Raw genomic sequence first — 22,920 nt, 5'->3', positions numbered from 1 at the left:
TATCACGCCTACACCTGATAGTATGCTCCGCATATTCATGACATATGTTCCGTTGGAGGATGCAGTTGATATCGAACCGCAGAGATTATCGACCTTTGAAAGAAAAGGCTTCACAGTCGTTGAATGGGGCGGTAGCAAAGTTCAATAATAGCAATCAAATACAATAAAATGAAATTCCGCCCATTAAGGGCGGAATTCTTTATAGCTATAATAATAATTATATGATCTCAAAAAAATTAGCGAAGAGAATTCATAAGAAAACAAATTGCCCTTTGATTAATGATGATCTTATGCGTTCATCATATTTATGTTCATATCAAACAGCCGATCTCCCCATTACGTGTAAATACACTAAAAATGATTTCCTCAAAGAGGTATTCATCACAGAATCAGATGAGCTGCGAAGGCGATTATTGTACTCCCAAAGGGGTGTTTTCTCTTGGATTTGCCTTTGGGACTCAGCCAATTAATGGGTTGAATGTTGAATACAGGCAGCTCAACAGTAACTGTTACTGGGTAGATGATCCTTTATCTCCCCTGTATAATCAGTGGGCAGAGAGCAGAAATATAACTTGGAACAGTGCAGAACATCTCATCGATTATCCTGATGCTTACAAATATTCAGTTGTCATTGATTATAACACCAATCCTATTGTGCCGTATAAGGGCTCTGCAATATTTATTCATTGTATGACAGGTTCATATACTGCTGGCTGTATGTAGCTGCTGTCATGGATCTTTGCGGACGAAAAATCGTTGGTATGTCAATGGATTCAACTATGACAAAGCAGCTAACAATTGAAGCACTAAGGGATGCTATAAATCATTCAGGCAATGTAAAAGGCTGTATATTGCATTCAGACAGGGGCAGTCAATACTGCTCCATAGATTATCAGAACTTCGTTCATGCCAATGGTTTTATCATCAGTATGAGCAGAAAGGGAAATTGTTGGGATAATGCTCCTATGGAATGTTTCTGAGGCAAAATGAAGCAGGAATGGCTGAATGATCAGCATTTCAAAACAAGAGAAGAAGCTAAAAAGGCAGTATTTGAATATATCTGCATATTCTATAATCGTATACGAATTCACGCTTCGAACGATTATATGACACCAGAAGAATACTATTCAATATCTGCATAGAAAGTGGTGATTACGATGCAGAAATAATAAAAAAATATAACTGCTAAAAAATATTGTACATAAAGATTTTTAGTGTTACCGTCGCTGAAAATGAACAGCATCGTCGCAGTAATTGTACATTGACATCATAAAACTTGTATGATACAATAATTATGCTTTACTCACAGGGAGGATAAGGACGAACTGCGCATTGCAGACCTAAACTCTGTTCAGAACTATGCCGCCTGAAATGAAGTCAATATGCAGACAACTAATAGATGACGGCTTACTCGAACCGACCTTGCTGCAAAGCTCAACCGCGCTTTCAATATAAAGTGAGCTTATTCACGTTTTTCATCCCAGAGCAACGTCAAGTGCCATCATTATCGTGAATCCAACTGAAAACATAACTACTCCCATGTTTGAACGCTCGCCCTCATGCATTTCGGGTATAAGCTCCTCAACTACTACATATATCATCGCACCAGCCGCAAAGCTCAGAATATACGGCATTGCAGGTATTATAACTCCTGCAAGGAATACCGTAATGACTGCGGATATGATTTCAACAACACCTGAAAGCACACCGTCAGCAAAGGCTCTGCACTTGCTCTTGTTCTCTGCGTGAAGAGGCATGGAAATAATTGCACCCTCAGGAAAATTCTGTATTGCTATACCCATTGCAAGTGCAAAGGCAGTTCCTGCGGTTATGTCTGCCGAGCCCGAAAGATAGCCTGCATATATAGCTCCCACAGCCATTCCCTCAGGAATATTGTGAAGCGTTACTGCAAGTACAAGCATCGCTGTTTTTGAAAGCTTGCCTGAGCTTATGTCGGCTTTGGCAGCATTGTTGTTTAATCGCGGAATGATATGGTCAAGCAGCATAAGGAACAATATTCCGCCCCAGAATCCTGCCACAACAGGAATGAACGACAATCTCCCCATTTGCTCTGATTGTTCTATGGCCGGAATAATGAGGCTCCATACTGATGCCGCCACCATTACACCGCCTGCAAAGCCAAGAAGGGCTCGCTGTACTCCCCTTCCCAGCTCATGCTTCGTAAAAAACACACAGGCAGCACCTAATGCTGTACCAATAAACGGGACAAGTATCCCTATAACTGCATTTCTTATCATGTATATGTTTCCTTTCCCACCAATTGCAGTAAAACCGGCTGTAAAACAACCGCCTGTTTCATAGTATTGCATTGATATGAAAAAGGTTCATGGACATAATATCGCAGCTGCGCTGTTGTCTGCTCTGCTCTGACTTTTTTGCACACTAAGCCGTCGTAAACGGCGGCTCATGAGATTTTCAGAAATTATTTTTTTAAATTCAGAAATTTATGTCACATTTCATTTTTTCGCTCCGATTAGTATTTATGAACGTTCAATTTAGTTTTGAAACCTATACATATAAAGGAGTAACAATTATGAAAAAGTCAATTATTATCACACTTGCAGTCACACTTTGCGCACTCACATCATGCGGAAAGGACAATGTCTCTTTCCCCGAAGTTGCTACTTCACCAGCCGATAAACCAAACGCAGTAGCTATTTCTGCAGAAATAACAACAGAACTCACCTCTGCTAAACCGTCAGAAACTACTGTCACAAGTGTAACAAATGATACCACTATTGTCTCTGCTGAGACAAATAACAAAGAAGCTCAGGTAACATACACAAATACTGCTCAGCTTGAAAACGAAACTGCTGAGAATAATGCATTTTCCGCAGGAATATCCAACGGAAACGTCTATACCTCAGAATTTGCAGACATAAAGATTACTATACCCGAAAATGTTCATTTCCTGAACAGTGACGATCTTAATACTCACTATATCATGCCCACAAGATTCATGAGCGAAGCAGAAAAAGAGACCTACTTCACAGGCACACTGGACGCTTCTGCCTGCTATGGCGAGGATATGGAAAATGTAAAGTATGTCGATGTATGGTTCTTTAACACAAAACTCAGATCCCCAGAAGCCCCCGATATTACCGCAGCAGAATTCATGCAGCGCAATGAGCTGAGCTTCTCGCCTGATATTGAGGCAACTGATATAAGTGCTCCCGAAACTGTTGAACTCTGCGGCAAGAGCTACATCAAAGCAAGCTACACCGTTTTTGATCAGAATCACATAAACTATGTCAGAAGAATTAATGATGATTACATAATGTCGATCAGAGTATCAGGCTTTACCCCTGAAGATTTTGAAAGCAGACTTGAAGCTGCAAACTGATAACTTCAGTTTTTTACAACACTCCAAATAACTGCAATAAATACTGTAAAAGCAAATAAAACAAGCTCACATAAAATATGAAGGCGGCTCTAAAGCCGCCTTCATTCTATTTCACTAAATTATTTTATTCTGGTGAGCCTGCCTTTTTTTACTATAAATACCCTGTCGGAAATTTCCATAAGTGCCTTGTCATTATAGGAATCGGTGTAGAAGCATTCTATTCGTTTATCCCCATATAATGCCTTATACCCTTTGACCTTGTTTTCACCGAAATTGAGATATCTGACCTTCATTTTTTCAGAGTCTATCCTGCTGCTGATAATATGGTCAGTGTTGATAATACCGCGTATCCCGTTTATCAGAAAATCAGGTCCGGCAGTAATAATAACATCGTCATGACTGATTTTTGCAAGCATTTTTCTGTCCAGCTTGTGACCGTTTTTCCCCCAAAATCCCTCTACTGCCTCATATATCTCATTTTTATCACGAAGGGCATTTCTCATAAAGTCGTTGATAGCGCGAACCATTTTCTCTTTCCTGACAATGCAAAGCTTGTACTTTATGAGATTTATGAATATCTTAGGCAGATACAATATGATCCTCCTGTTATTTTTTATCATAAACAGAGCAAGGTCTACCGCACTCTCTCCGTGATATAGTGTGTTATCAAAATCAAATACCTTCAAGTTTACCTCCACGTGTGGATAAAGAATTTGCGCTCCAGCGAACGAAGTTCTGAGCAATGGCCGCCATAAGGCGATTAGAACAAATATATTATAGCACACATATTCCTATTTGCCAATATGTTTTTTAATTCAGCCTGTCAGATTATGTTGATCAAATACATTATCTTCTTAATTGATATTATCCACCCAATGTGTATTAATTAAATTAAGTGCACTGATAGCCAGTCTTTTTTCAGAAGTTACGAGCAGTTAAGAAATAAATATAACTATACCCAATCTGACCCGAAAATGATATTGTTAGCACGATTTGAATATGGATTTTTTGTTACGAATCCAGCTCGTGCGGTAACAATTTTGATATATTTTTGCATATAACATCAATATATTACCTTTTATCACCAATTATTGCTGTTTGTTGACCAAAAATTGCTCTTTTGTTCACAAACTCTTTACAATTCGCGGTTGATTAGTGTATATTGTTGTCAAAGGCAATTCACAATTATGTTATATTATGCATAATAAAATTATGCATTCTGCCTTGATAAAAACAAAAGACGGGGAAACAAAAAGCACACATTCATTTAATTAATTTTATTTGGGAGGTACTTATGAAAAAGCACTTTATTGTCGGGGAAACAATAAAACGTTTTCTCAGAATCGGCACATCTCTTGCACTTTCGATTTCTACACTAAGCCTGCTTCCCTCTGCACCGAGGCTGAGTTCAGCAGCCGGCACCATCAAGATCATGCCTCTGGGCGATTCTATCACATACGGTATGGCTGACGAGGGCGGCTACAGAAAGTATCTCAGCTACTTTCTGCAGCAAAAGGGCTACACAAATGTTGATCTCGTAGGACCTGAGGGAAAGGACAGCGCTTCCTTCAATTACAACGGTCAGAGTGTCAAGTACGACGACAATCACGCAGGATACAGCGGCTATACCATAACCAACCTGCCGGGCGGCTGGTTCGGTCAGCTCAACGGTATCCTTGAGACAATGCAGGGCGGAGATTATATAAAAAAGTACTCTCCCGATATAATACTTCTTCAGATAGGTACAAACGATGTTTCAAACGGTCATCTTGACGGCTCAGAGGAACGTCTGCACAAGCTTCTTGACTATCTGAGAGAAAATATGCCATCAAACGGAAAGGTTTTCCTTACTACTATCCCAGACCTGGGCAATTCAGGCTGGGGCGGCAATTCAAACGGCGACATTGCGAAATACAACGAGCTCATAAAAAAGGTTGCCAATGATTACAGCAGCAAGAATGTAATTTATGCTGATATCCACAGCGTAATAGACGCTTCAAAGGACCTTGCGGACGGAGTTCACCCCAACGCAGGCGGCTATGAGAAAATGGGTAAATACTGGCTCGAACAGATCGAGGGCTATTTAAAAGCTTCTGATGGTCCGCAGCAGACACAGCCAACTCAGCCGTCACAGGGCAATAGCGGTCCAGAGCTTATTTACGGTGACCTTGACGGAGATAAGACAATAACCTCCTTTGACGCTGTTATCATGCGAAAGGGACTCATAAACGACTTCAAGGATAACAACGTAAAGAAAGCCGCTGATATAGATCAGAACGGCAAGGCAGAGGTAGCGGACCTTGTCCAGCTCCAGAGCTTTATAATCGGTAAGATAAAAGAGTTCACCGTGGCCGAAAAAACTGTCACAGAAAAGCCTGTTTTTGAAAAGAGCTACAACTTCCCTGCTGTAAATCAGCTGAAAAGCTCAAAGGATATTCCAGATCCTTTCATATTTATGGACGGTTCAAAGGTAGAATCCACCGACGACTGGTGGAAGCGTCAGAGCGAGATAAGCTGTATGTATGAGTACTATATGTACGGCAAGTGGATAGACGGCTCTGATGACGAAACCACCTACAGCATAAGCGGCAACAGCATGACCATAAACGTTAAGCGCAAGAGCACAGGTAAGACAGCTTCATTCAAGGCGGTTATAAATCTTCCTAAGAATGTTCGCCATGAGGGCGGAGCTCCTGTTATACTTGGTATGCACAAGGGCATTTCCGAGAGCACAGCTACCTCAAACGGCTATGCTGTTATAACCTACGACAGTGACGGAATGTTCAGCGCTCCTGGAACTGCACAGGATAACAACCAGCACAAGGGTGCTTTCTATGATCTCTATCCTTACGGAAGGAACTGGGACGAGCAGACAGGCGACCTTATGGCGTGGTCATGGGGAATCAGCAGGATACTCGACGCTCTTTACAACGGAGCCGCAAAGGAGCTGAACATCAATCCTGACAGCTCTATCGTTACAGGTGTTTCAAGATACGGTAAAGCAGCTTCTGTATGCGGAGCATTCGATACACGTATCAAGATGTGTGCTCCCTCATGCTCGGGCGCAGGCGGTCTGGCACTGTATCGCTACAGCTCAGTGGGAAAGACCTATGACTTCTCCAGCAAGGGCGGATCTTCATCGTATACATATAAGGAAAATGAGCCTCTCGGAAGCTTACAGGCTTCGGGCGAGCAGGGCTGGTTCAACGGAAGATTCATGGAGTTCAGAAACGCCGAACAGTTCCCAATGGATCAGCATATGCTGGGCGCTCTCTGCTGTGATCCTGACAGGTATCTGTTTATAATCGGCTCATGCGAGAGCGAGGACTGGGTAAATGCTCCGTCAGTATGGATGGCTTACCTCGGTATGAAGCACGTATGGGATTATGTCGGTATCAGCGATCATCTTGCTATAAATATCCATAAATCAGGCCACGCAGTCATAGCAGAGGACGTCGAGAAAATGGTACAGTATTTCGACTATCACGTATACGGAATACAGCCGAAAATGAACCTTGAAGAACTTCAGACATCTGTATTTGCTCTTCCAAAGAATAAAGACTCATTCGCAGATACATTTGCTTCAAAGTGGCTTTACTGATCCATACACATCAATAGCTGATGTTATAATTCTTTTCCGATGTTGATCTGTGCGGCGCATCTGCACATAGCACTGCACAGATTGATATAATTTCTAATATAAATTGTAAGGGACAAATCAGAACAGAAAACGTATCTGAACATTACAACAAGGCAGTCCGTTGGACTGCCTTGTTCTATATATATATTCTTCCATAAAAGGTATTGACGCATTGCAGAAATTATGATAATCTGTTATTACTGAATTGCCGTGTAACAGGAGGTCAATTATGAAAAATAGACTATTGACTCGCTTTATATCATTAATAACAAGTCTTGCACTGGTCTTATCGCTTTATTATTGCTTTCCCGACAGCATCATAAAAGCAAATTCAACAGATCTCACCGAAGCAGAAAGTGTCGCTGATACGTCTGATACGATATCAGATAATCCCTTTGACAAACAGGACGACATGGAAGTCCCCTACGACAGAACTCGCTGGATACAGCCGAAGGATTGGAATACTCCGAAGATAGATCCCAGGGATTATGATGGCGGCATTATGCTCTATTTCGATAAGATAGGACTTGACCCCGAATATGCAAAGGGCAAGGTCCAGCGAGTTTATTTCAGTATTACAGGCGCAACGGAACCGGTCAGCTACATCAAGTTCCACGTTTTTTATGACACTCGTCTGACTGTCAAAGAAAACACAGCAGGTAAGTTCATAACACCAGGCAAAGGATTAAACGGCTTCACTACAGGCTCGGCAAAGATCGAAGACGGACAGCTGGCATTCTATGCATATGCCGAGGATACTCTGCTGAATCACAGCTGTTTATTCACCATTGATTTTATAGTTCCCGAAAATGCTGAGCAGGGTGAAGTCTATCCCATAGGCTTGGCGTATACAGACGACGGCATAGTAGCTGATACCTTTATAAACAGTCATAAGGACGAGGCAGGAAAACTTCAGATGACCTATGTATTCACTAAGGGTATATACAACGGCTACATCAGGATACTTGGCGAGAAAAAAACTACGACAACAACGCCAACCACTACAACTACTGTCACAACAAAGGCTAACCCTGATGAAACTACTGAGTATAAGCTTGGCGACGTAAATAATGACAGGCTGATAAATGCGGTTGACGCTTCTGAGGTCCTGACATACTACACCATGACCTCCACCAATAAGAACGGCGACCTCGATGCGAATCAGAAGCTTGCCGCAGACGTTGACCGCAACGGCAGTATCAATGCTGTGGACGCTTCAAATATTCTGTCCTATTATGCCTATACCTCAACTGAAAAGGAAGGAATAATATCAATGGAAGAATTTATGGGAAAACAGGCTCATAATTCTCCATAAATATAAAAATGCCATAGAGTTTTTAACTCTATGGCATTTGTTTTTTTCGTCAAGGCTAATTACTTGTTACCGTCGGCAGAATTAAGGCTAATTCAGTTCTATTCTTCGCAGAAAAAAGAAAAAGCATACCACTAATGCCACCTGTCAGCGGTGAATGTGGTATGCTTTCTTCATTCTCAAATATTTTTGTTTACCATGGTAAACAAGCATTTTTGTCTATTTTTCGTAATTTTGATTCAATTTGTTAACCTAAGTAAACAAACTCTATAGGAAACCTTCGGGTTCTACACCCAAAACTTTACTGCCGACGACAAAAAAATCTTGGAATTCCGTACTTTTCTCGAAAAATAGCGAAATATCCAAGTAAAACCTGACGACTTACCGCCGACGTACAGCAGCAAAACTACACTCGCCGACGGATTCGCCGACGAACAACAGCCAATGCGAACCTCAAGATCTCCGTGCGACAAAATGTGTGATTTTTGGCGATATAAAAATAAATAACCCCAATGTTCAAGCAAACATTGGGGTGTTTTCTGGTTGCGGCGGCTGGATTTGAACCAACGACCTTCGGGTTATGAGTGTTGAATTTTCAATTTTGCGACTTACAGCTACTATTCACACTTGCCTATATTTAGCCATTTTTCGATAGCAACCGTTCCATGATTTGTATCAAATACATATCTATTTTTAATGCAATAACGGAAATATAACGGAAACGGTTTGATCAATTAAAATTCCTAATGTTACTCGTTTCCTTCACATTATCATTGATACCATTTGGCTCTCACAGTTTCAGCTGTGAGAGCTTTTTTACTCTTTAAAGCGAATGGCCGCCAATGGCGGCCATCATGTTATAACTATCATTTGGTTTGCTCCACGATCTTCGGTACCACAAGCCGACGCTGACGGATTTTCGGCAGTTTCTCATGTTTTAATAGAATCCTGTTTTGCACCTATTTTTCGAGGACTAAAGCTGATTTGACGCTTATTGCCTTTGCAAAAAAATTCTTAAAATTGTAGGAAAAGTGTAGGAAAATATTAGCTCTCACAAATTAATTTGTGAGAGCTATATAATTTAAAAGTGTGGCATATTAGTAATATGATGTGTCCGGAACAACAATGGAAATTTACCCGAAACAGTATGAGATCTATGGAGCATAAAATTGAGCTTACATATTTAATGCAGGTCGGAATATAATAAGGTTAATGATTATAAAGGGACGGCATTACGCCGCCCCATAAGTATTTTTATAATTTACTCTTCTAAAAATCTCTCTATAACGACCATAATCTCCTCAAGCCGATTTTTGCATATACCTTTGATCTTATTCCGATTGCATCATTTATTCCTCATATAGTACCATGTTAATTCTTCTTTCTTGTTTTGCGATTGTGTTTTTATAACCTTGAATCTGTGATAAGCAAGGTTCATTTCGGTTATAGTTTTGTAAAACGTAAATGTCGTAATATCGTATCTTGACGGTTTATACATAGTTCTTTACTGTAAGGCGTGAAGTATTTGACCGTTTCAATTGTATGGAATACTAAATTGCTTCCTGTGTTTATTATACAGGGAGATTGCTTTTTAAGATAAATCATTTGGTAGATATCTTATTAAGCAGCTTGTCTGTATTATCATCAAAAACAAAAACATACTCGCCGCAGGTATCAAAAAAATAACTTCCGTCTTTTTTTATTTCATCAGCTTTTTGCGACTTTATCTCTTTCCAGTTATCTGTTGAATAGGTTATATAATTTCCGCGATAATATGTTATTGCCTTTTTAGTATCAGCGTATATGATCCTTTCGTATTTGCGTGTTTTATGCTGATTTATGATCTTTCCGCTTTTTATGTCTGTTAACACATAGATATCGTATTTATGCAGTTCAAGAGAAGAAATATCAAAATCTTTATGTCCACTTCCCAAAGATAGTTTTTTTGAAGTATCAGTTATGACCAGGCATAAGGCATCATCTTTAATATCAGCATATACAAAATACCCATTAAACATGTCGTAAAGATCAATATGAACTGTATCATTTGACTCAAGGTCGATTATCGTAAAATCAAGTGAAAAATAATCATCATTGTACGCAGCATATTTTTTACTCCTTCCGATATAATTTGAAGAAGTGTAATAGGTATTTTCTTCATCACCCGAAAACAAAAATTTGACATCGGAGTATTCATATTCGGGCAGATCATTATTGATCGTTTTGCCGTTCATATCAAATACAGCGGATTTTACATCATTTCCGTCGTCATATCTGCCATAAACACAATTATTGTCTATTGCAAGCACATTTGCATCAGGCTTATCCAGAATAAAAGGTTTACCCGTTAGAATTCCGTCAGGATCATATTTTGTGATGCTGGTCGACTTGTTAATGTTTACAGCAGTATATATACAGTTCTTTTCCCCTGTAAAAAAGGCCTTTGTATCTGGTTCATCAAATGGTATCAGACATTCATATTTTTGATTTTCGGAAGCTTTATACACACCGTCACTTTTTATATAGTATATCTCACCATTTATTTCAGCTTTTTGCTCCCAAAAACGACTATTGCTAACATCAATACTGTTTTGGGGAGCAAAGCAATGTAATAAGATAAATGTTGCAGAGACAATTGCTATAACTAAAACTAAGAATACTATAAATTTTTTCATAATAATACATGACCTCCAAATAATGCATCATTATCTTCAGTTCTAACTAATTCTTTCAAACTTTTTCTACGCCAACCGTACAAGCTTCCGCTTGCTCTATTAACTCCTACGAATTCAGAAGTTGTGGAATCATAGAAAACAAAAAATGTATGTACCGGTCCTAAAATTTCAATTGTCGAAATTATAGCAAATCCTTTATTATGTTTTATTTCATTTTCTAATGTTGATATATCAGATTTGAAACTGCCATAATCAGTAGAGTTTATGTTATATGCATCTAAACAACGTCTTATTCCATATGGCTTACTGCCTCAACGCCCAGTTTGAATACTCTGGCCAAACATTAAATCACTTAACTCGAATTCTAAAACTAATTTTGAATATTGATTTAAATCATTTGTTATTTTTCCGGAAGAATCCTTTATATCATAACAACCTGCTACTGAAAGCAGATTAAATGTTGCCATTATTTCACAACAAGAATAATCCATTTTTTTACTTGAATTCGCATTTACGAAAATCTTTTTTGGGAAATTACCACCATATTGATCGTAAAGAAGTTTATAGTTGCCGATACAACTACAAGATTCATTTCCTAATTCATTATATATGTTAGAAAACTCATATTTCAACGAACTTTTTTCTTTAACATATCTTAGTTCCTTAAGATTATTGTCAACATATATTTTCTTAGTTCTTTTTCATATATTCTTCCATTGACATAGGAGTTTCTTTTGTAGTCGATACATATGCATAGTACGCAAGAATACTCGATGCGTCAACGGCATTGATATCTCCGTCGTTGTTTACATCTGCTGCAAGCTTCTGCTCTTCATTATATCCGCCTTCTTGATTGGTCGATACACGGGCATAATATGCCAGCACCATGGAAGCATCTACTGCGTTCACATTCCCGTCAAAGTTCACATCTCCCATGTCAGAATCAACGGGTACAAAGATGCGATCGTACTTATTGGCGTAAGCCTCGGCAGTAGAGTCTCTGTATCCCTTGATAATACCTGTATAGGCATAACCAGCACCGTTGGTAAAGGTAGAATTCATGTCGCTTATATCACATTCGGGATTAAGTATGCAGACCTTTTCAAGAGAATTGCAGCTCTGAAAAGCACTCGGTTCTATTTTCTCTACCGATTCGGGTATTGTCACCGATTTCAGTGATCTGAATCCCTCAAAGGCATAGGCTTCTATTATCTTCACTGAATCAGGGATAACGACCTCTGTTACTGACCAATGTCCCCAGCCCTGAAAACATCTCCGACCTATACATTCAACTCCGTCAGGTATGACAAGTTCTTCCGTATCGAATCTTGTAGCAAGAAGAACACCGTTTATTACCACAAAGGGCGACTTCTCAAGCTGCTCCTTCTCCCATTTGGTACCTGAGAAAACACCGCCTTCTATCTTTGTATCTGTTGAGGAGATCGTTATTTCCGCATTACTGCAGGACTTAAAAGCTTCATGTTCGACTACCGTCACAGAAGCGGGTATTACGATAGAAGTGAGAGCGCTGCATTCAGAAAACGCAACAAAGCCAATGGTTTTCAGAGTATCGGGAAGGGTAACGGAAACAAGGTTCTTACAAGTATTAAAATTCTGATCTCCGACTCTTGTTATCCCATTGCTTATAACCACCTTTTTTATAAGATCTCTTTCTTTTACCCACGGAGTATTTTTGAAAGGACCTACATCGCCCATATCTCCCTTGCCTGTGACTACCAGGGTACCGTCACTGTCCAGTTCCCATCTGATATTCTCACCATAGTTGCCGCTGTCAACTATGGTTGCAGCTTCAGCCGAAAGAGTTAAAGGTACTCCAAGCGAAAGCGCTGTCGTTCCCAACGATATTACAGCACACATCAACGCTGCTATTATTCTTTTACAATTCATAGTATACCTCCTGTCTATTCGACATCTAAGAATTTCTCAACAACAGTCATTATCTCCTCAAGGCGCTTACCGCCGATACCCTTTATCTTACTAAGCTCAGCCTCAAGAGCCTGAAGATCTATTGTTTTGCCCTGTTCTCCGAGCAGTTCATCTCCGTACTGAAGAATGAACTTCGTAAGCTCCTCGCGGTTCATTTTCTTGATTTTTCGGTAAGTGTCCCTGTCGATGATCTCTTTCCGTCCCATATATAGCTCCTTTTCGTTTCTTGTAACATATTATACCATATCATCTATACAAAGTAAATGCATTAGAAGAAAGCTCCTCCTTTCGGAGGAGCTTTTGTATTAGGAATTATTTGCTTGGTTCAAGACTGCTTATGATCTTGAGAAGGTATTTCTGTATCATAAACCGCCAAATAATTGTTCCCTCAAAGTCACATAATTCGGAGCAATCAATTTCATCATCTAATACAAAGATCATTTTTCTTGATTCAATCTTTGTCTTTTTATGATTCAAAACTGACCGGTCAAATTCAATCTGAAATGGCCTATTCTGTTCTTGCCCTTTCAAAGCATTAAGCATTAAATCCAAACCGTTTTTGTCAAATATCAAATAAATCGAAGCACGATTAGTCCTTAGAAATTTAATCATGATTAGTCCTCATACCAATGGCACATGAATATTCTTATCCATTTTGAACTCCGACCCTGCTGCATTTTCATAACATTTTTCACATTTGCCCACTTACCATGCCCATACCGCAGTGGTAAGTTGCATTATTTTTGCGGTAAGATGCAATTTTCAGGGGGTAAGTTGCATTGACATATCCTTAAAAATCATGTTATCATTAATATATAATTCAAGCACAAGTTCAATGTTCCTGAAAGTGATCTGTGTGCGCACCGCCTCTGAGGTGAGATGCTGTCAGGTGTAATTTGTGCGGGTTTTTATGAGGGACGAAATTTACTCAAATATAAAAAATCAGGAGGAATACTATGAAACATAGTTTACGCAGATTTATCGCAGTATCCGCAGCAGCGCTCACTATGATCTCAGCACTGCCCGCAAGATACGGAAAAGAAAAAATTATCAGAGCTGTCACAGCATCAGCAGCAAGCAGCAAAGACTCAGGCGTGAAAGGTCTGGCGGTTCAGGTCTCATCAAATGCGACTCTTTACTTTTATTTCAATAAGAACAGCCAAAGCTTTGAGGTTTGCGGCAGTAAGATCACGGGAGATAATGTTTATGTAGAGATCCCTGACACTGTTTCCTACAACGGAAAGAAATATACCGTTACTTCTATCTTTCCTCACGCTTTCGATGATCAGACAAATCTCGGTGAAATAAGAGGCAGCAGTGAACATATAACCTCTATCGGTCAGGGAGCTTTTTATGGCTGCTCTAATCTGAAAGAAGTATACTTCGCAAACGGCGGCGGCTACAGCGCTGTTGAATACATAGGTGCAAGCGCATTTAATGGATGTTCATCACTTAATAATATTATATTTGCAAGCCAGACAGATGAGATAGGTGCTCATGCATTCTGGGATTGTACAAGCCTGATCTCTATTGATCTTTATGATGTTAAAACACTGGGAAATGCAGCATTCTATAACTGTTCAGGTGCCGATAAAATCGATCTTTCCCGTTCTCAGCTGACAAATATACCTAATCATGCTTTCTGGGGCTGTAAAAATGCAAAGGAAGTTCATCTTCCTGAAACTGTCACCGAGATCGGCGTACAGTCTTTCGCGGGCTGCACCAATTTCACCACGGTAAATATCCCCGATAATGTCACAACAATAGGCTCGGCAGCCTTTATGAGCTGCGATTCGCTGAGAAATGTCCTTATGTCGGAGGGTATCATCTATGTAGGCGACCACGCCTTCTTCCTGTGCCCGAATATGAAATACTTCGTCAGCAAGAACCCGAACGCTTTCCTCGGAGACTATTCTGTAGGCTGGCACCTTCTTGATAACGGAAAGCCCGTGACAAATGACGATTTCGTTGTATGGAGCACAGGTAACGGCAGAGTAAAGAAATATGCAGCCAATAACGGACTGACTTATCATAATATCAGTGAGGCAGCCTCTATAGCAACAGAACGATATGCGGATTACAAGTGGCGGACACCGAATGGAACATTTGGAGAATGGTCAGTAAAAGGTTACGATTATTACTTTGATACTGCACACATTCCCTATTCAAACGGCTATCTGGGCAAAAAGAATGAAGGCGTATGCAGCGGTATGGCTACAGTCAGTGCTCTGACATCTCAAGGATATCTTTCGGTATCCGACTTCTCTCCGAGAGGAACCACTATATTATCTATAGGATCAAGTGACATTGATCGCGGTTGTATCCCCGTTTTCACCAGATCATACGTTACAACTGTATGGGCAAATCAGAATCTTTATTCACATGATTATGAAGCAGATTGGGACACAAATCATTTTGGTAAGGAAATGATAAAGTATGCGGAAAATATCACCTACGGAGCGGACACAGCAATATTCAATATAGGATCTACCCGTCAGAAGTCGGGACACTCCATGGTATGTTTTGGTCTGGAGTTCAGGGACTATGCTTCCGACAAGAACAATGCAAGATGGAATGGCTGGGATGCAAGATTTCTGATCTACGACATGAACAACCACAGTTATGATAGTGCTGAATATTTCTACGTCAACTTCACTGACGGAAGCTGGTACAGTTCGTTATTCTCTAAGTATGGATACGATACCACAAAAAACCGTATCAATATGACTCATTCTTATGATAAGATGGTAGCGGCATATAATTACGGCATGACAGCAGATGAATTCTTTGATGCTATAAAACTCAAATAACCCGTAATTTCCCATAATCTCCTATATTAGAAGAATAAGGCTCAGAGTTTGTCTGAGCCTTTCTTCCTGTCATTTGAATGGCGGTCTGTAATTCTTAGATCCGATGTATAAGCCTGAGAATACATATCTTCAGTACTCTCAGAGAAAAAACCTCATAACACCTCACGGCATTATTACTGTTTCCGGTATCATTTACCATATGTATATCAGTTCTTCTGATAGTCGGGCGGATTACTGAATGTCAGCTCATTGATGTCGGCACGCCCCGAGGAATTGAAGGCGTCTATTTCAAATCCTGCCCAGCTGATGATATATTCGTCACTGGTGTACTTGAGCCAGGAGCCTAGAAAATCGATGGGTGAGATATTTCCTTCTATATGGAGGTTTTTGTCAACGGATGAAGCGCCGTCCTTGCGGTAGAAGAATACTGCGGAGGGTGCATCCATAGGACCGTTGTGATCAGTATAATACTCCTTGCCGTTTACGCTTACTGTACCCAGTACACCGTCGTCCAAAGCCTTCTGTATTGATTTGTCGGTTTCGTCGCCTTCTGTCCAGCATTCATATATAACAAAGTTCGTTTCCTGTGTCTTGTCCTTGGAGACGATATTACCGTAAAAGTGCATATCAATGTCGCCGTCATACATGAGATCTGCGGAATAGCGTATATTGCAATCCCTGCAGTCCCTGTCGGCGGCTTCTCCATTATAAAACTCATAGCTGTTGAGTATATACAGCTTGGTGTCATTCCATTCTGCCGAGATAGAGCCGTCCTTTCTGACTATGGCTTTCAGGCTGTCATCGTTTATCTTGCCGCCATTGATTCTGAAGGAGCGCTCTCCGTCGCTTGCTTTCCTTTCGGCGTCTCCTATGATGAGCTCTGCTTCGTTCTGTGAAACAGGTATCTCGTCAATGGTGTGAAGTACAAATCTTGTCAGGAGAACAAGGTCACTTACATTGCTTCTGAGGTCGCCGTTAACATCGCCTTCAACAGATATCACATTATCGTCCATGGCGTTCAGTATAGCTCTGCGGCATACGGGGATATCAAGACTGTTGACTACGCCATCGCCGTTGAGATCGCCGCGCACACCCTTTGCTGCCGAGGCATATTCGGGTTCTCCTGAGGAAATGTAGAAATCATCTATATAGAATCCAACAGTGGAGGAGGGCGTGAAGACGAGCTTGTATTTGTGATATTGGTCAAAATTGATTGTAAAGGGAATATCGGTGATATCTGTCCACTGTCCCGAGTAACACTTCCTTGTGCCAAGTGACGTCTTTTTCATGTAATTCTGCGGAGAATCACTGTATTCCACCAGCTCCACAGTGAAGGACAGATCTGTTCCCGATTCATTGAATATTTTTGCACCTGTGAGATAATCCTTTTGTGCATAATACTTTGATACTGGCAGATCATAGGGGTCTATCTCGTAACAGAAAGCCCCGCTGTTTCCTGTGATTATCTGCATGGAATAATCGCCGCTGTAGGACAGCTCGTCGGTAAGTATTGCCGAGCAGTTTCCTTCGGCTCCTGCCTTGAGATCCTCTGACTCCATATCAAGGGTTATTATGCTGCCGTTGTCGTTGACGGTGAGGGGATCATGCTGCGCATAGGGCTTCTCCTGATCCTCTGGTCCGAAAACGTAATTATTGGATATATCTCTGTATGTATCCATACGCTTCAGCTCCATGGAGCCGCTGCTGTTGTATGCATCGAGCTCGAAATTAATCTCGTAAATGTCTCCGAGAGGGAGGCCTGCTTTGCTCCAGGCTTTGAAATGATCTGCAACGTTTACTTTGCCTGTTACATGATTGATATTTCCTTGATTCAAACGCTTGTCGATGCAGACGCTCCAGTATGAGTCAAAAGCATTCTCGCGGATGCCTTGTCTGTATTTATATATCTGATAGGTCTTGCCATCGATCATAGCGGTGGATAACCTTTGTACGTTTTCTCCTCCTCCTGGCGGCATCCATTCGCCGTATGCTTCAACTATATTAAAGGATATCAGCGGATTTGTGAACCAGCCGCCGATTCCGATATATGTGTTTCCGGTGGTGGTGATATCAGCCTCGTAATATATCTCGTAATCTGCTACCCGATAGGCTTTTATGCCCTTATCTTCATAGCTTATGCCTTTGGTGACCGTCAGGTCGTATTTTGCGTTCCAATCTGTAGTAAAGCCGTTGATTCCACTATTTTCGTAGTTGCACAGGCTTTCTTCCTCGCCCTTGAAGACTCTGTAACTGTAGCCGTCAATCTCTCCGCTGATCTGCTGGCTGTCTGCCATTGCCGTAAGAGGAGCAAGGCTGCTGAAGCTGAGAACTGAAGGAGTTCCCATTATACAGGCAGCTGCTGTCAGTACTGAGATTATACCTTTGATTTTTTTGTTCATTATTCATTCCACCTCTCTGTATTGCTTGATGCTTCTGTCAAGTGAAAAGTAAACACTTTCCATTATAATGATTCTATACTATTTTTTACAACAAAGCAAGTCTAATATTGTTGAATATTGCAAAACAAGCGCTTTTATTGCTGTATGTTTAGTCGACGTGGATGTTACATAGCATTATTATGAAAGAGGAGGTTATACCTGCCGTAGTAGAATTATGTGCTTGTCTATGTTATATATATCCATTTGATCCTAACCGAATATACACTAAGCACTTGCTACGGCAGGTGCTTTTTTCATGCCTTCACGGAAGAAATGAAATCGCATGGCAAACTTCAATCAAGGGCATCATGGTCGAGATCGGCGTTGATACTACCAAGCCATATCAAACCTTTGTTACCAAGACTACCTGCATGGTTCGTAATTGATCGTCATTGGACATAGCTTTTCACCATCATATGAATGAAGAAGTCCCCTCGTGGGGACTTTCTGTATAATTATTTCATAAGTTGTTGCTCTATCAGGTACTAAGATAAATCAGAATTTGCGGGGAGTCCCCGCTGGCAGGATTCTTCCAATGCGCCTCACAGCGCAAAGATCGAATAGGCTCTGCGATAAATCAAATTTTAACTGTTAAAGTATTTTTTCTATTTTCTATTCCGTTTGTTCCTCTATTCTCTCCAGAAAGTCGCTGATGATCTCTGCGACATTATCGGGACGCTGGTCATAAATACAGTGTATCCCCGGCAGCAGCACCAGCTCACAGTTCCCCATTTTGTCAAGATAGGGCTGCAATTCGGTATCACGGAGTTTTTGCAGCATATCCATATCATACCCGGATTCCGGAAACTTAGGCTGTTTCCTCCCCGTGAATTCACATTCCTGCTTATCCCAAGCCAGCATTTCATCTATTTCTTGTCCGGACTGAAATCCCCAACTTGAACAAATATAAACTTTCGGAACATCATTTGGCTTGATCGCATGATATGCAGTATTGCAGATTTCATTCATATGCTCATCTTCGTAGCAAAAAGCATGATTAAATGTATGATGCAGATTCAATGCTTCCGAATACTTTCGCTGTTCATCCGAATAATTCATACCGGGGATTACAGTTTTTAACAGAAACGACTTCGCAAGTCTTACCAGTCCCATCTGATTTGCCGCAATCGCAAACCGATTCTCAAATGCACTGCCATCTTCCAAAGCAATATCAGGGTTATCGCTGAGTTGTGTTCCGGCAAGAAAAATGACACCCTCGATCTCTTCCGGATACTGACTTACCCAATATGTCGCATAAGCACCGCCCAGCGAATGTGGAAGCAGAATGTATGGCGCTTCGATACCGGCATTTTTCAGCGCAGTACGGTAGTGATCCACAACACGCTCCACTGTCTGCGGCTCCTTTGTATCATCGCTGAGTCCATAACCCGCACGGTCAACGATTACGATCCGGTTTTCTTCAGCCAGACCGCCCATGAGGCGCTCCATTCTGACACTGTAATCAAATACGCCTTTGCCCGATAATCCTACGAATGTATGCTTACCGTTTTGAATTCCGAAATCATGTACATTCAGCGAATAATCCCCGACCGAAACAGGATTGTAATACCCTGCTTCGGTCAGCATCTGCTTTTCTTTTGATAACAGGATTCTGTGGATTACAAATGTGATCGCCAGAAACAGAATCATAATACAAGCCATGATCGCAAGTACTTTTTTTACTCTATTTGATTTTTCAGATTTCATCGCTTTATCCTCCAAATTCACACAGAGAATGCTGTTAGGATTTCTTTCAGTTCGTCAAGCTTTTCTCCTGTAAATTCCGATTTATCGCAGTAAAACTGCTTACTATCAATATTATACACTGTTCTGTCGCCCAAAGTCAAGAATACAAATATGAACGAAGAAGTCCCCTCACGGGGACTCTCTGTATCATTTTCCATAAGTTTTGAATCTATCATGGTACTAAGCTAAATCAAAATTTAGAAGTTCCCTTTCTCGTCTTCCTGTAAAAAACAAATCCGTCCTCTTCTTTTATGATTTGATATCCTAATTTTTCGTAAAAAGCGTTTGTCCGTACATTCCAGCTTGGAGTGTCCAGATTAAATTCTTCGGCAAATGGGTAGTACTTTTCTATGCACTCCATTAAATGAGTTCCATAACCTTTTCTATGATAGATGCTGTCAATAAAAATTCTGCCAATGTACACAGTATTTTTTGTTTCGTCCGAGAATATGACGGCTGCTCCCACAATATCTTTTCCTATCATTGCCTGATACAAATACCCCTCTCGAGCCATTTGTTTATGCCATTCTACTGAATCATATTCAGGCGGACAGTCGCCTTTTGTTCCGCCAACATTTACGTATGTTTCAAATGCTCTGACAGACATGTCTACAATTGTTTTTACCTGTTTTTCTTCTGCTATGACAATATTCATTCTACTTCCTCGATCTTCTTACAAATTCCGATTTATGTTAGTTACAATTATAGCACAGCTCTGAGGAAAGGTCAATCGTACTGACTGTATAGTTCATAATTGATCGATATCTGTCATAGCTTTGCACCATCATAACGGAAAAATAACGGAAACGGAGCTTATATCAAGCTCCGTTCAACTTTATTTTTAGTACGCAACATAGTCTTGTTACATGTGACACTATCGCCTCAAACGGCTATTCTAAGCCATAAAGCAAAAGGACTATGTTGAGCAACATAGTCCTTGTTTCTGGTTGCGGCGGCTGGATTTGAACCAACGACCTTCGGGTTATGAGCCCGACGAGCTACCTAGCTGCTCCACACCGCGATAAATAATGCAGGTTCATCTGCGACTATATTAGTATACCACATTTTGAACCTGCTGTCAACAATCAGATAGATATTTTTTTATTTTAACAATCAGACTGACGGAATTCAGCGAACTCGAAGGAACATTTCAATAACACGCCATTTCTCACCGAAGACCTCAAAAACATCAGTTCCACCTGCTTTTCGGAAGCCGGCGGCAGTGTAGCAGTTAAGTGCCGGCTGATTGCTCTCAAAAACTCCGAGTGTGAGCGTCTCCGCTCCCAACTTATTAACGGCATACTCTCTGGCAAGTCCGAGCATTTTCTTTCCCAGACCTTCACTGCGTCTGCTGCTGTCAATGATGACAAATCCAAAGCGGACGGTAGTTTTTTCCGTATCGGTATATCTGAGGATAAGGTGTCCTACAGGGACATTATCGTCATCGACGGCAGTCAGAGGAAAGAACCCGCCTCTTCTGCCGCAATTCCCGTAATTTGAAACTATATCTGCCGCATCTATCGGATAATGGTCATATCTGTCTGCGCACCATTCACGAAACTCTCTTTCGCTTCTTATCCATCTTATGATCGTTTCTGCGTCAGTATTCTGAAATTCCCTTAAAGTCATACACACATTCCTTACAACCATTGTATAAAGGCCGTCTTATCGCTGCTGTTATAGCCTGCATTCTCATAGAATTTAAGTGTTCCTTCCTTCTTGGAGCCTGTGAGGAGCATCATTTTATAGCAATTCTCATTTCTTGCAAGCTCCCGTGCAAAGTCAAGGCAGGCAGTAGCAAAGCCTTTCCTTCGATATTTAGCTGAAGTAACCACATTCTCGATAAAGGCATACGGCCGCTGACCGCGGGTGAGGTTAGGTATTATCACACATACACACGAAGCAGCAATGACTCCGTCAATATCCGCGACTATAATATGGTGATCCTTGTCATTCATTATCCTGTTCCAGACAGCCAATACTCTATCGTCTTTTTCGGGAAAAGGATTATCGTGGAGCTCCATATACAGTTTCATAAGTCCGTCAAAATCAGCATTTGTGATCTCTCTTATCATAGAAATCTCCCCCTTATTAATTATATTATATCATCCTGTGGGGATATGTCAATAAAAAAGCGGACTTTCATAAGAAAGTCCGCGGGGAACGAAACTGATTATTTCATGTTCTCAGCCATATCAACGATCTTGTTGTCAGCTACACCGTTAAAGCGTGAGAAATCATTTACGCGGCCAACGATCCAGTACATGATAACAGTAGCATCGTTGTCTGTGAGCTTTCCGTCGTTGTTGATATCGCCTGCAATCATAGCTCTGAGTGTTTTAACAGACTCATTATTTGCAGATGAATAATCAACAGTCTTAGAGTATTCTGCGATATTTGTGACACCCTTTTTAACGAGCTTCTGAACTTCGAGAGCATCCATGCCTGTGATGCCGTCAGCCTTGAAATCCTTGAAAGATGTTGAATTCAAAGCGCCTGTAACATCGCCAACATTTACAGCAAAGTAGCCAATTCTCTCAGCTGCACTGTCGCCGTTTGTATCCTTAGCCTGAATATCGAGCGCAGTATTGCTTACGAGGTAATCCTCAAACTTTCCGCCATAAGTTGTCTTGGATGTCTCGTTGTAGAGAAGTCCCTTCTTCTTGAACGCCTGAGTGCCGATATCACCGGTGTATCTCTTCCAAACAACATTTATATGATCGTATGTCTGACCGCCGGAACCGTGGATATCATATATCCTGCCAGTGTTGTTTAAGTTCTTTCTTCCAAGCTTAGTAAGACCCTTCTTGGTTGTTACAGTGATGCTTGTTTCTTCAATGTTTGCATTCTCATGCTTTATGAAGTAAGATGTTCTGTAAGTTGTGTACTGTTCGGCTGCATTAGCAGTTAAACTGCCTGCCATGGGGATAGCGCACAATACTGCTGCTGATAATGATGCTGCAATTTTCTTCATAGTGTTTTTCATTT

The 22,920-nt window shown here is 40.8% G+C and carries 16 protein-coding genes, 1 tRNA gene and 1 pseudogene; 5 read left to right on the top strand and 13 right to left on the bottom strand.

Translation table 11 applies throughout. The annotated features are described in order from the left end of the window. Positions 1–710 precede the first annotated feature (710 nt). Positions 711–1,142 (top strand): annotated as a pseudogene (locus RF007C_RS18120) (IS3 family transposase); the annotation flags it as partial. Between the two features lie 333 nt (positions 1,143–1,475). On the opposite strand, the gene RF007C_RS14690 reads toward RF007C_RS18120, so the two are convergent. Continuing rightward, complete coding sequence (locus tag RF007C_RS14690; protein ID WP_037301105.1) at positions 1,476–2,258, bottom strand: ZIP family metal transporter; 783 nt, start codon at positions 2,256–2,258, stop codon at positions 1,476–1,478. A gap of 296 nt (positions 2,259–2,554) precedes the next feature. On the opposite strand from RF007C_RS14690, the gene RF007C_RS14685 reads away from it, so the two are divergent. Further along, the gene (locus RF007C_RS14685) at positions 2,555–3,364 is read left to right on the top strand and encodes a hypothetical protein (protein ID WP_037301104.1); all 810 of its coding nucleotides are present in this window, start codon (positions 2,555–2,557) and stop codon (positions 3,362–3,364) included. Between the two features lie 119 nt (positions 3,365–3,483). Here RF007C_RS14685 and RF007C_RS14680 read toward each other — a convergent pair whose 3' ends face one another. Then, complete coding sequence (locus RF007C_RS14680) at positions 3,484–4,050, bottom strand: haloacid dehalogenase-like hydrolase (RefSeq protein ID WP_037301101.1); 567 nt, start codon at positions 4,048–4,050, stop codon at positions 3,484–3,486. A 608-nt stretch (positions 4,051–4,658) separates the two neighbouring features. On the opposite strand from RF007C_RS14680, the gene RF007C_RS14675 reads away from it, so the two are divergent. Both RF007C_RS14675 and RF007C_RS14670 read left to right on the top strand, forming a co-directional pair. Next, positions 4,659–6,965: an SGNH/GDSL hydrolase family protein gene (locus tag RF007C_RS14675; RefSeq protein WP_037301098.1), complete on the top strand. Its 2,307-nt coding sequence runs from the start codon at positions 4,659–4,661 to the stop codon at positions 6,963–6,965. A gap of 268 nt (positions 6,966–7,233) precedes the next feature. Continuing rightward, complete coding sequence (locus RF007C_RS14670; RefSeq protein ID WP_037301096.1) at positions 7,234–8,319, top strand: dockerin type I domain-containing protein; 1,086 nt, start codon at positions 7,234–7,236, stop codon at positions 8,317–8,319. 1,598 nt (positions 8,320–9,917) lie between these two features. Here RF007C_RS14670 and RF007C_RS14665 read toward each other — a convergent pair. The 4 genes from RF007C_RS14665 to RF007C_RS14655 form a co-directional block, all read right to left on the bottom strand. Continuing rightward, positions 9,918–10,991 (bottom strand): hypothetical protein, encoded by a 1,074-nt coding sequence (locus tag RF007C_RS14665; protein ID WP_152537179.1) that lies wholly within the window; start codon positions 10,989–10,991, stop codon positions 9,918–9,920. A gap of 311 nt (positions 10,992–11,302) precedes the next feature. Further along, positions 11,303–11,623 (bottom strand): hypothetical protein, encoded by a 321-nt coding sequence (locus tag RF007C_RS17335; RefSeq protein ID WP_152537178.1) that lies wholly within the window; start codon positions 11,621–11,623, stop codon positions 11,303–11,305. A 58-nt stretch (positions 11,624–11,681) separates the two neighbouring features. Then, on the bottom strand, positions 11,682–12,899 hold the full coding sequence (locus RF007C_RS17090; protein WP_082316787.1) for a leucine-rich repeat protein: 1,218 nt from the start codon (positions 12,897–12,899) through the stop codon (positions 11,682–11,684). Between the two features lie 14 nt (positions 12,900–12,913). Beyond that, entirely contained in the window at positions 12,914–13,144 is a 231-nt protein-coding gene (locus RF007C_RS14655) for a hypothetical protein (protein WP_037301090.1), read from the bottom strand. Between the two features lie 750 nt (positions 13,145–13,894). Between RF007C_RS14655 and RF007C_RS14645 the strand changes: the two genes are divergently transcribed. After that, positions 13,895–15,748, top strand: coding sequence for a leucine-rich repeat domain-containing protein (locus tag RF007C_RS14645; RefSeq protein ID WP_037301084.1), 1,854 nt, complete (start codon positions 13,895–13,897; stop codon positions 15,746–15,748). Between the two features lie 206 nt (positions 15,749–15,954). Here the strand turns inward: RF007C_RS14645 and RF007C_RS14640 are convergent, their stop codons facing one another. The 7 genes from RF007C_RS14640 to RF007C_RS14605 form a co-directional block, all read right to left on the bottom strand. After that, entirely contained in the window at positions 15,955–18,147 is a 2,193-nt protein-coding gene (locus RF007C_RS14640; protein ID WP_037301081.1) for a glycoside hydrolase family 11 protein, read from the bottom strand. A gap of 651 nt (positions 18,148–18,798) precedes the next feature. Further along, on the bottom strand, positions 18,799–19,893 hold the full coding sequence (locus RF007C_RS14635; RefSeq protein ID WP_037301079.1) for an alpha/beta fold hydrolase: 1,095 nt from the start codon (positions 19,891–19,893) through the stop codon (positions 18,799–18,801). Between the two features lie 229 nt (positions 19,894–20,122). After that, positions 20,123–20,587: a GNAT family N-acetyltransferase gene (locus tag RF007C_RS14625; protein WP_037301075.1), complete on the bottom strand. Its 465-nt coding sequence runs from the start codon at positions 20,585–20,587 to the stop codon at positions 20,123–20,125. Positions 20,588–20,876: 289 nt separating this feature from the next. After that, positions 20,877–20,953, bottom strand: a tRNA-Met gene (locus tag RF007C_RS14620). A gap of 107 nt (positions 20,954–21,060) precedes the next feature. Further along, positions 21,061–21,561, bottom strand: coding sequence for a GNAT family N-acetyltransferase (locus tag RF007C_RS14615; protein WP_051456698.1), 501 nt, complete (start codon positions 21,559–21,561; stop codon positions 21,061–21,063). A gap of 11 nt (positions 21,562–21,572) precedes the next feature. Next, positions 21,573–22,007, bottom strand: coding sequence for a GNAT family N-acetyltransferase (locus RF007C_RS14610; protein WP_019680754.1), 435 nt, complete (start codon positions 22,005–22,007; stop codon positions 21,573–21,575). Between the two features lie 98 nt (positions 22,008–22,105). Further along, complete coding sequence (locus RF007C_RS14605) at positions 22,106–22,918, bottom strand: hypothetical protein (RefSeq protein ID WP_037301071.1); 813 nt, start codon at positions 22,916–22,918, stop codon at positions 22,106–22,108. Between the last annotated feature and the right edge of the window lie 2 nt (positions 22,919–22,920).

Source organism: Ruminococcus flavefaciens 007c (genome assembly GCF_000571935.1).
GTDB classification, from domain to species: Bacteria; Bacillota; Clostridia; order Oscillospirales; family Ruminococcaceae; genus Ruminococcus; species Ruminococcus flavefaciens_F.
Note: the sequence above shows the minus strand (reverse complement) of the source record. Positions and strands in the feature narration are given on the sequence as shown.

Excerpts from the sequence above, each read along its gene's own strand:
- RF007C_RS14690 (WP_037301105.1), bottom strand. The coding sequence starts at position 2,258 with ATGATAAGAAATGCAGTTATAGGGATACTTGTCCCGTTTATTGGTACA.
- RF007C_RS14685 (WP_037301104.1), top strand. The coding sequence starts at position 2,555 with ATGAAAAAGTCAATTATTATCACACTTGCAGTCACACTTTGCGCACTC.
- RF007C_RS14675 (WP_037301098.1), top strand. The coding sequence starts at position 4,659 with ATGAAAAAGCACTTTATTGTCGGGGAAACAATAAAACGTTTTCTCAGA.
- RF007C_RS14670 (WP_037301096.1), top strand. The coding sequence starts at position 7,234 with ATGAAAAATAGACTATTGACTCGCTTTATATCATTAATAACAAGTCTT.
- RF007C_RS14665 (WP_152537179.1), bottom strand. The coding sequence starts at position 10,991 with ATGAAAAAATTTATAGTATTCTTAGTTTTAGTTATAGCAATTGTCTCT.
- RF007C_RS17090 (WP_082316787.1), bottom strand. The coding sequence starts at position 12,899 with ATGAATTGTAAAAGAATAATAGCAGCGTTGATGTGTGCTGTAATATCG.
- RF007C_RS14655 (WP_037301090.1), bottom strand. The coding sequence starts at position 13,144 with ATGGGACGGAAAGAGATCATCGACAGGGACACTTACCGAAAAATCAAG.
- RF007C_RS14645 (WP_037301084.1), top strand. The coding sequence starts at position 13,895 with ATGAAACATAGTTTACGCAGATTTATCGCAGTATCCGCAGCAGCGCTC.
- RF007C_RS14640 (WP_037301081.1), bottom strand. The coding sequence starts at position 18,147 with ATGAACAAAAAAATCAAAGGTATAATCTCAGTACTGACAGCAGCTGCC.
- RF007C_RS14635 (WP_037301079.1), bottom strand. The coding sequence starts at position 19,893 with ATGAAATCTGAAAAATCAAATAGAGTAAAAAAAGTACTTGCGATCATG.
- RF007C_RS14625 (WP_037301075.1), bottom strand. The coding sequence starts at position 20,587 with ATGAATATTGTCATAGCAGAAGAAAAACAGGTAAAAACAATTGTAGAC.
- RF007C_RS14615 (WP_051456698.1), bottom strand. The coding sequence starts at position 21,561 with ATGACTTTAAGGGAATTTCAGAATACTGACGCAGAAACGATCATAAGA.
- RF007C_RS14610 (WP_019680754.1), bottom strand. The coding sequence starts at position 22,007 with ATGATAAGAGAGATCACAAATGCTGATTTTGACGGACTTATGAAACTG.
- RF007C_RS14605 (WP_037301071.1), bottom strand. The coding sequence starts at position 22,918 with ATGAAAAACACTATGAAGAAAATTGCAGCATCATTATCAGCAGCAGTA.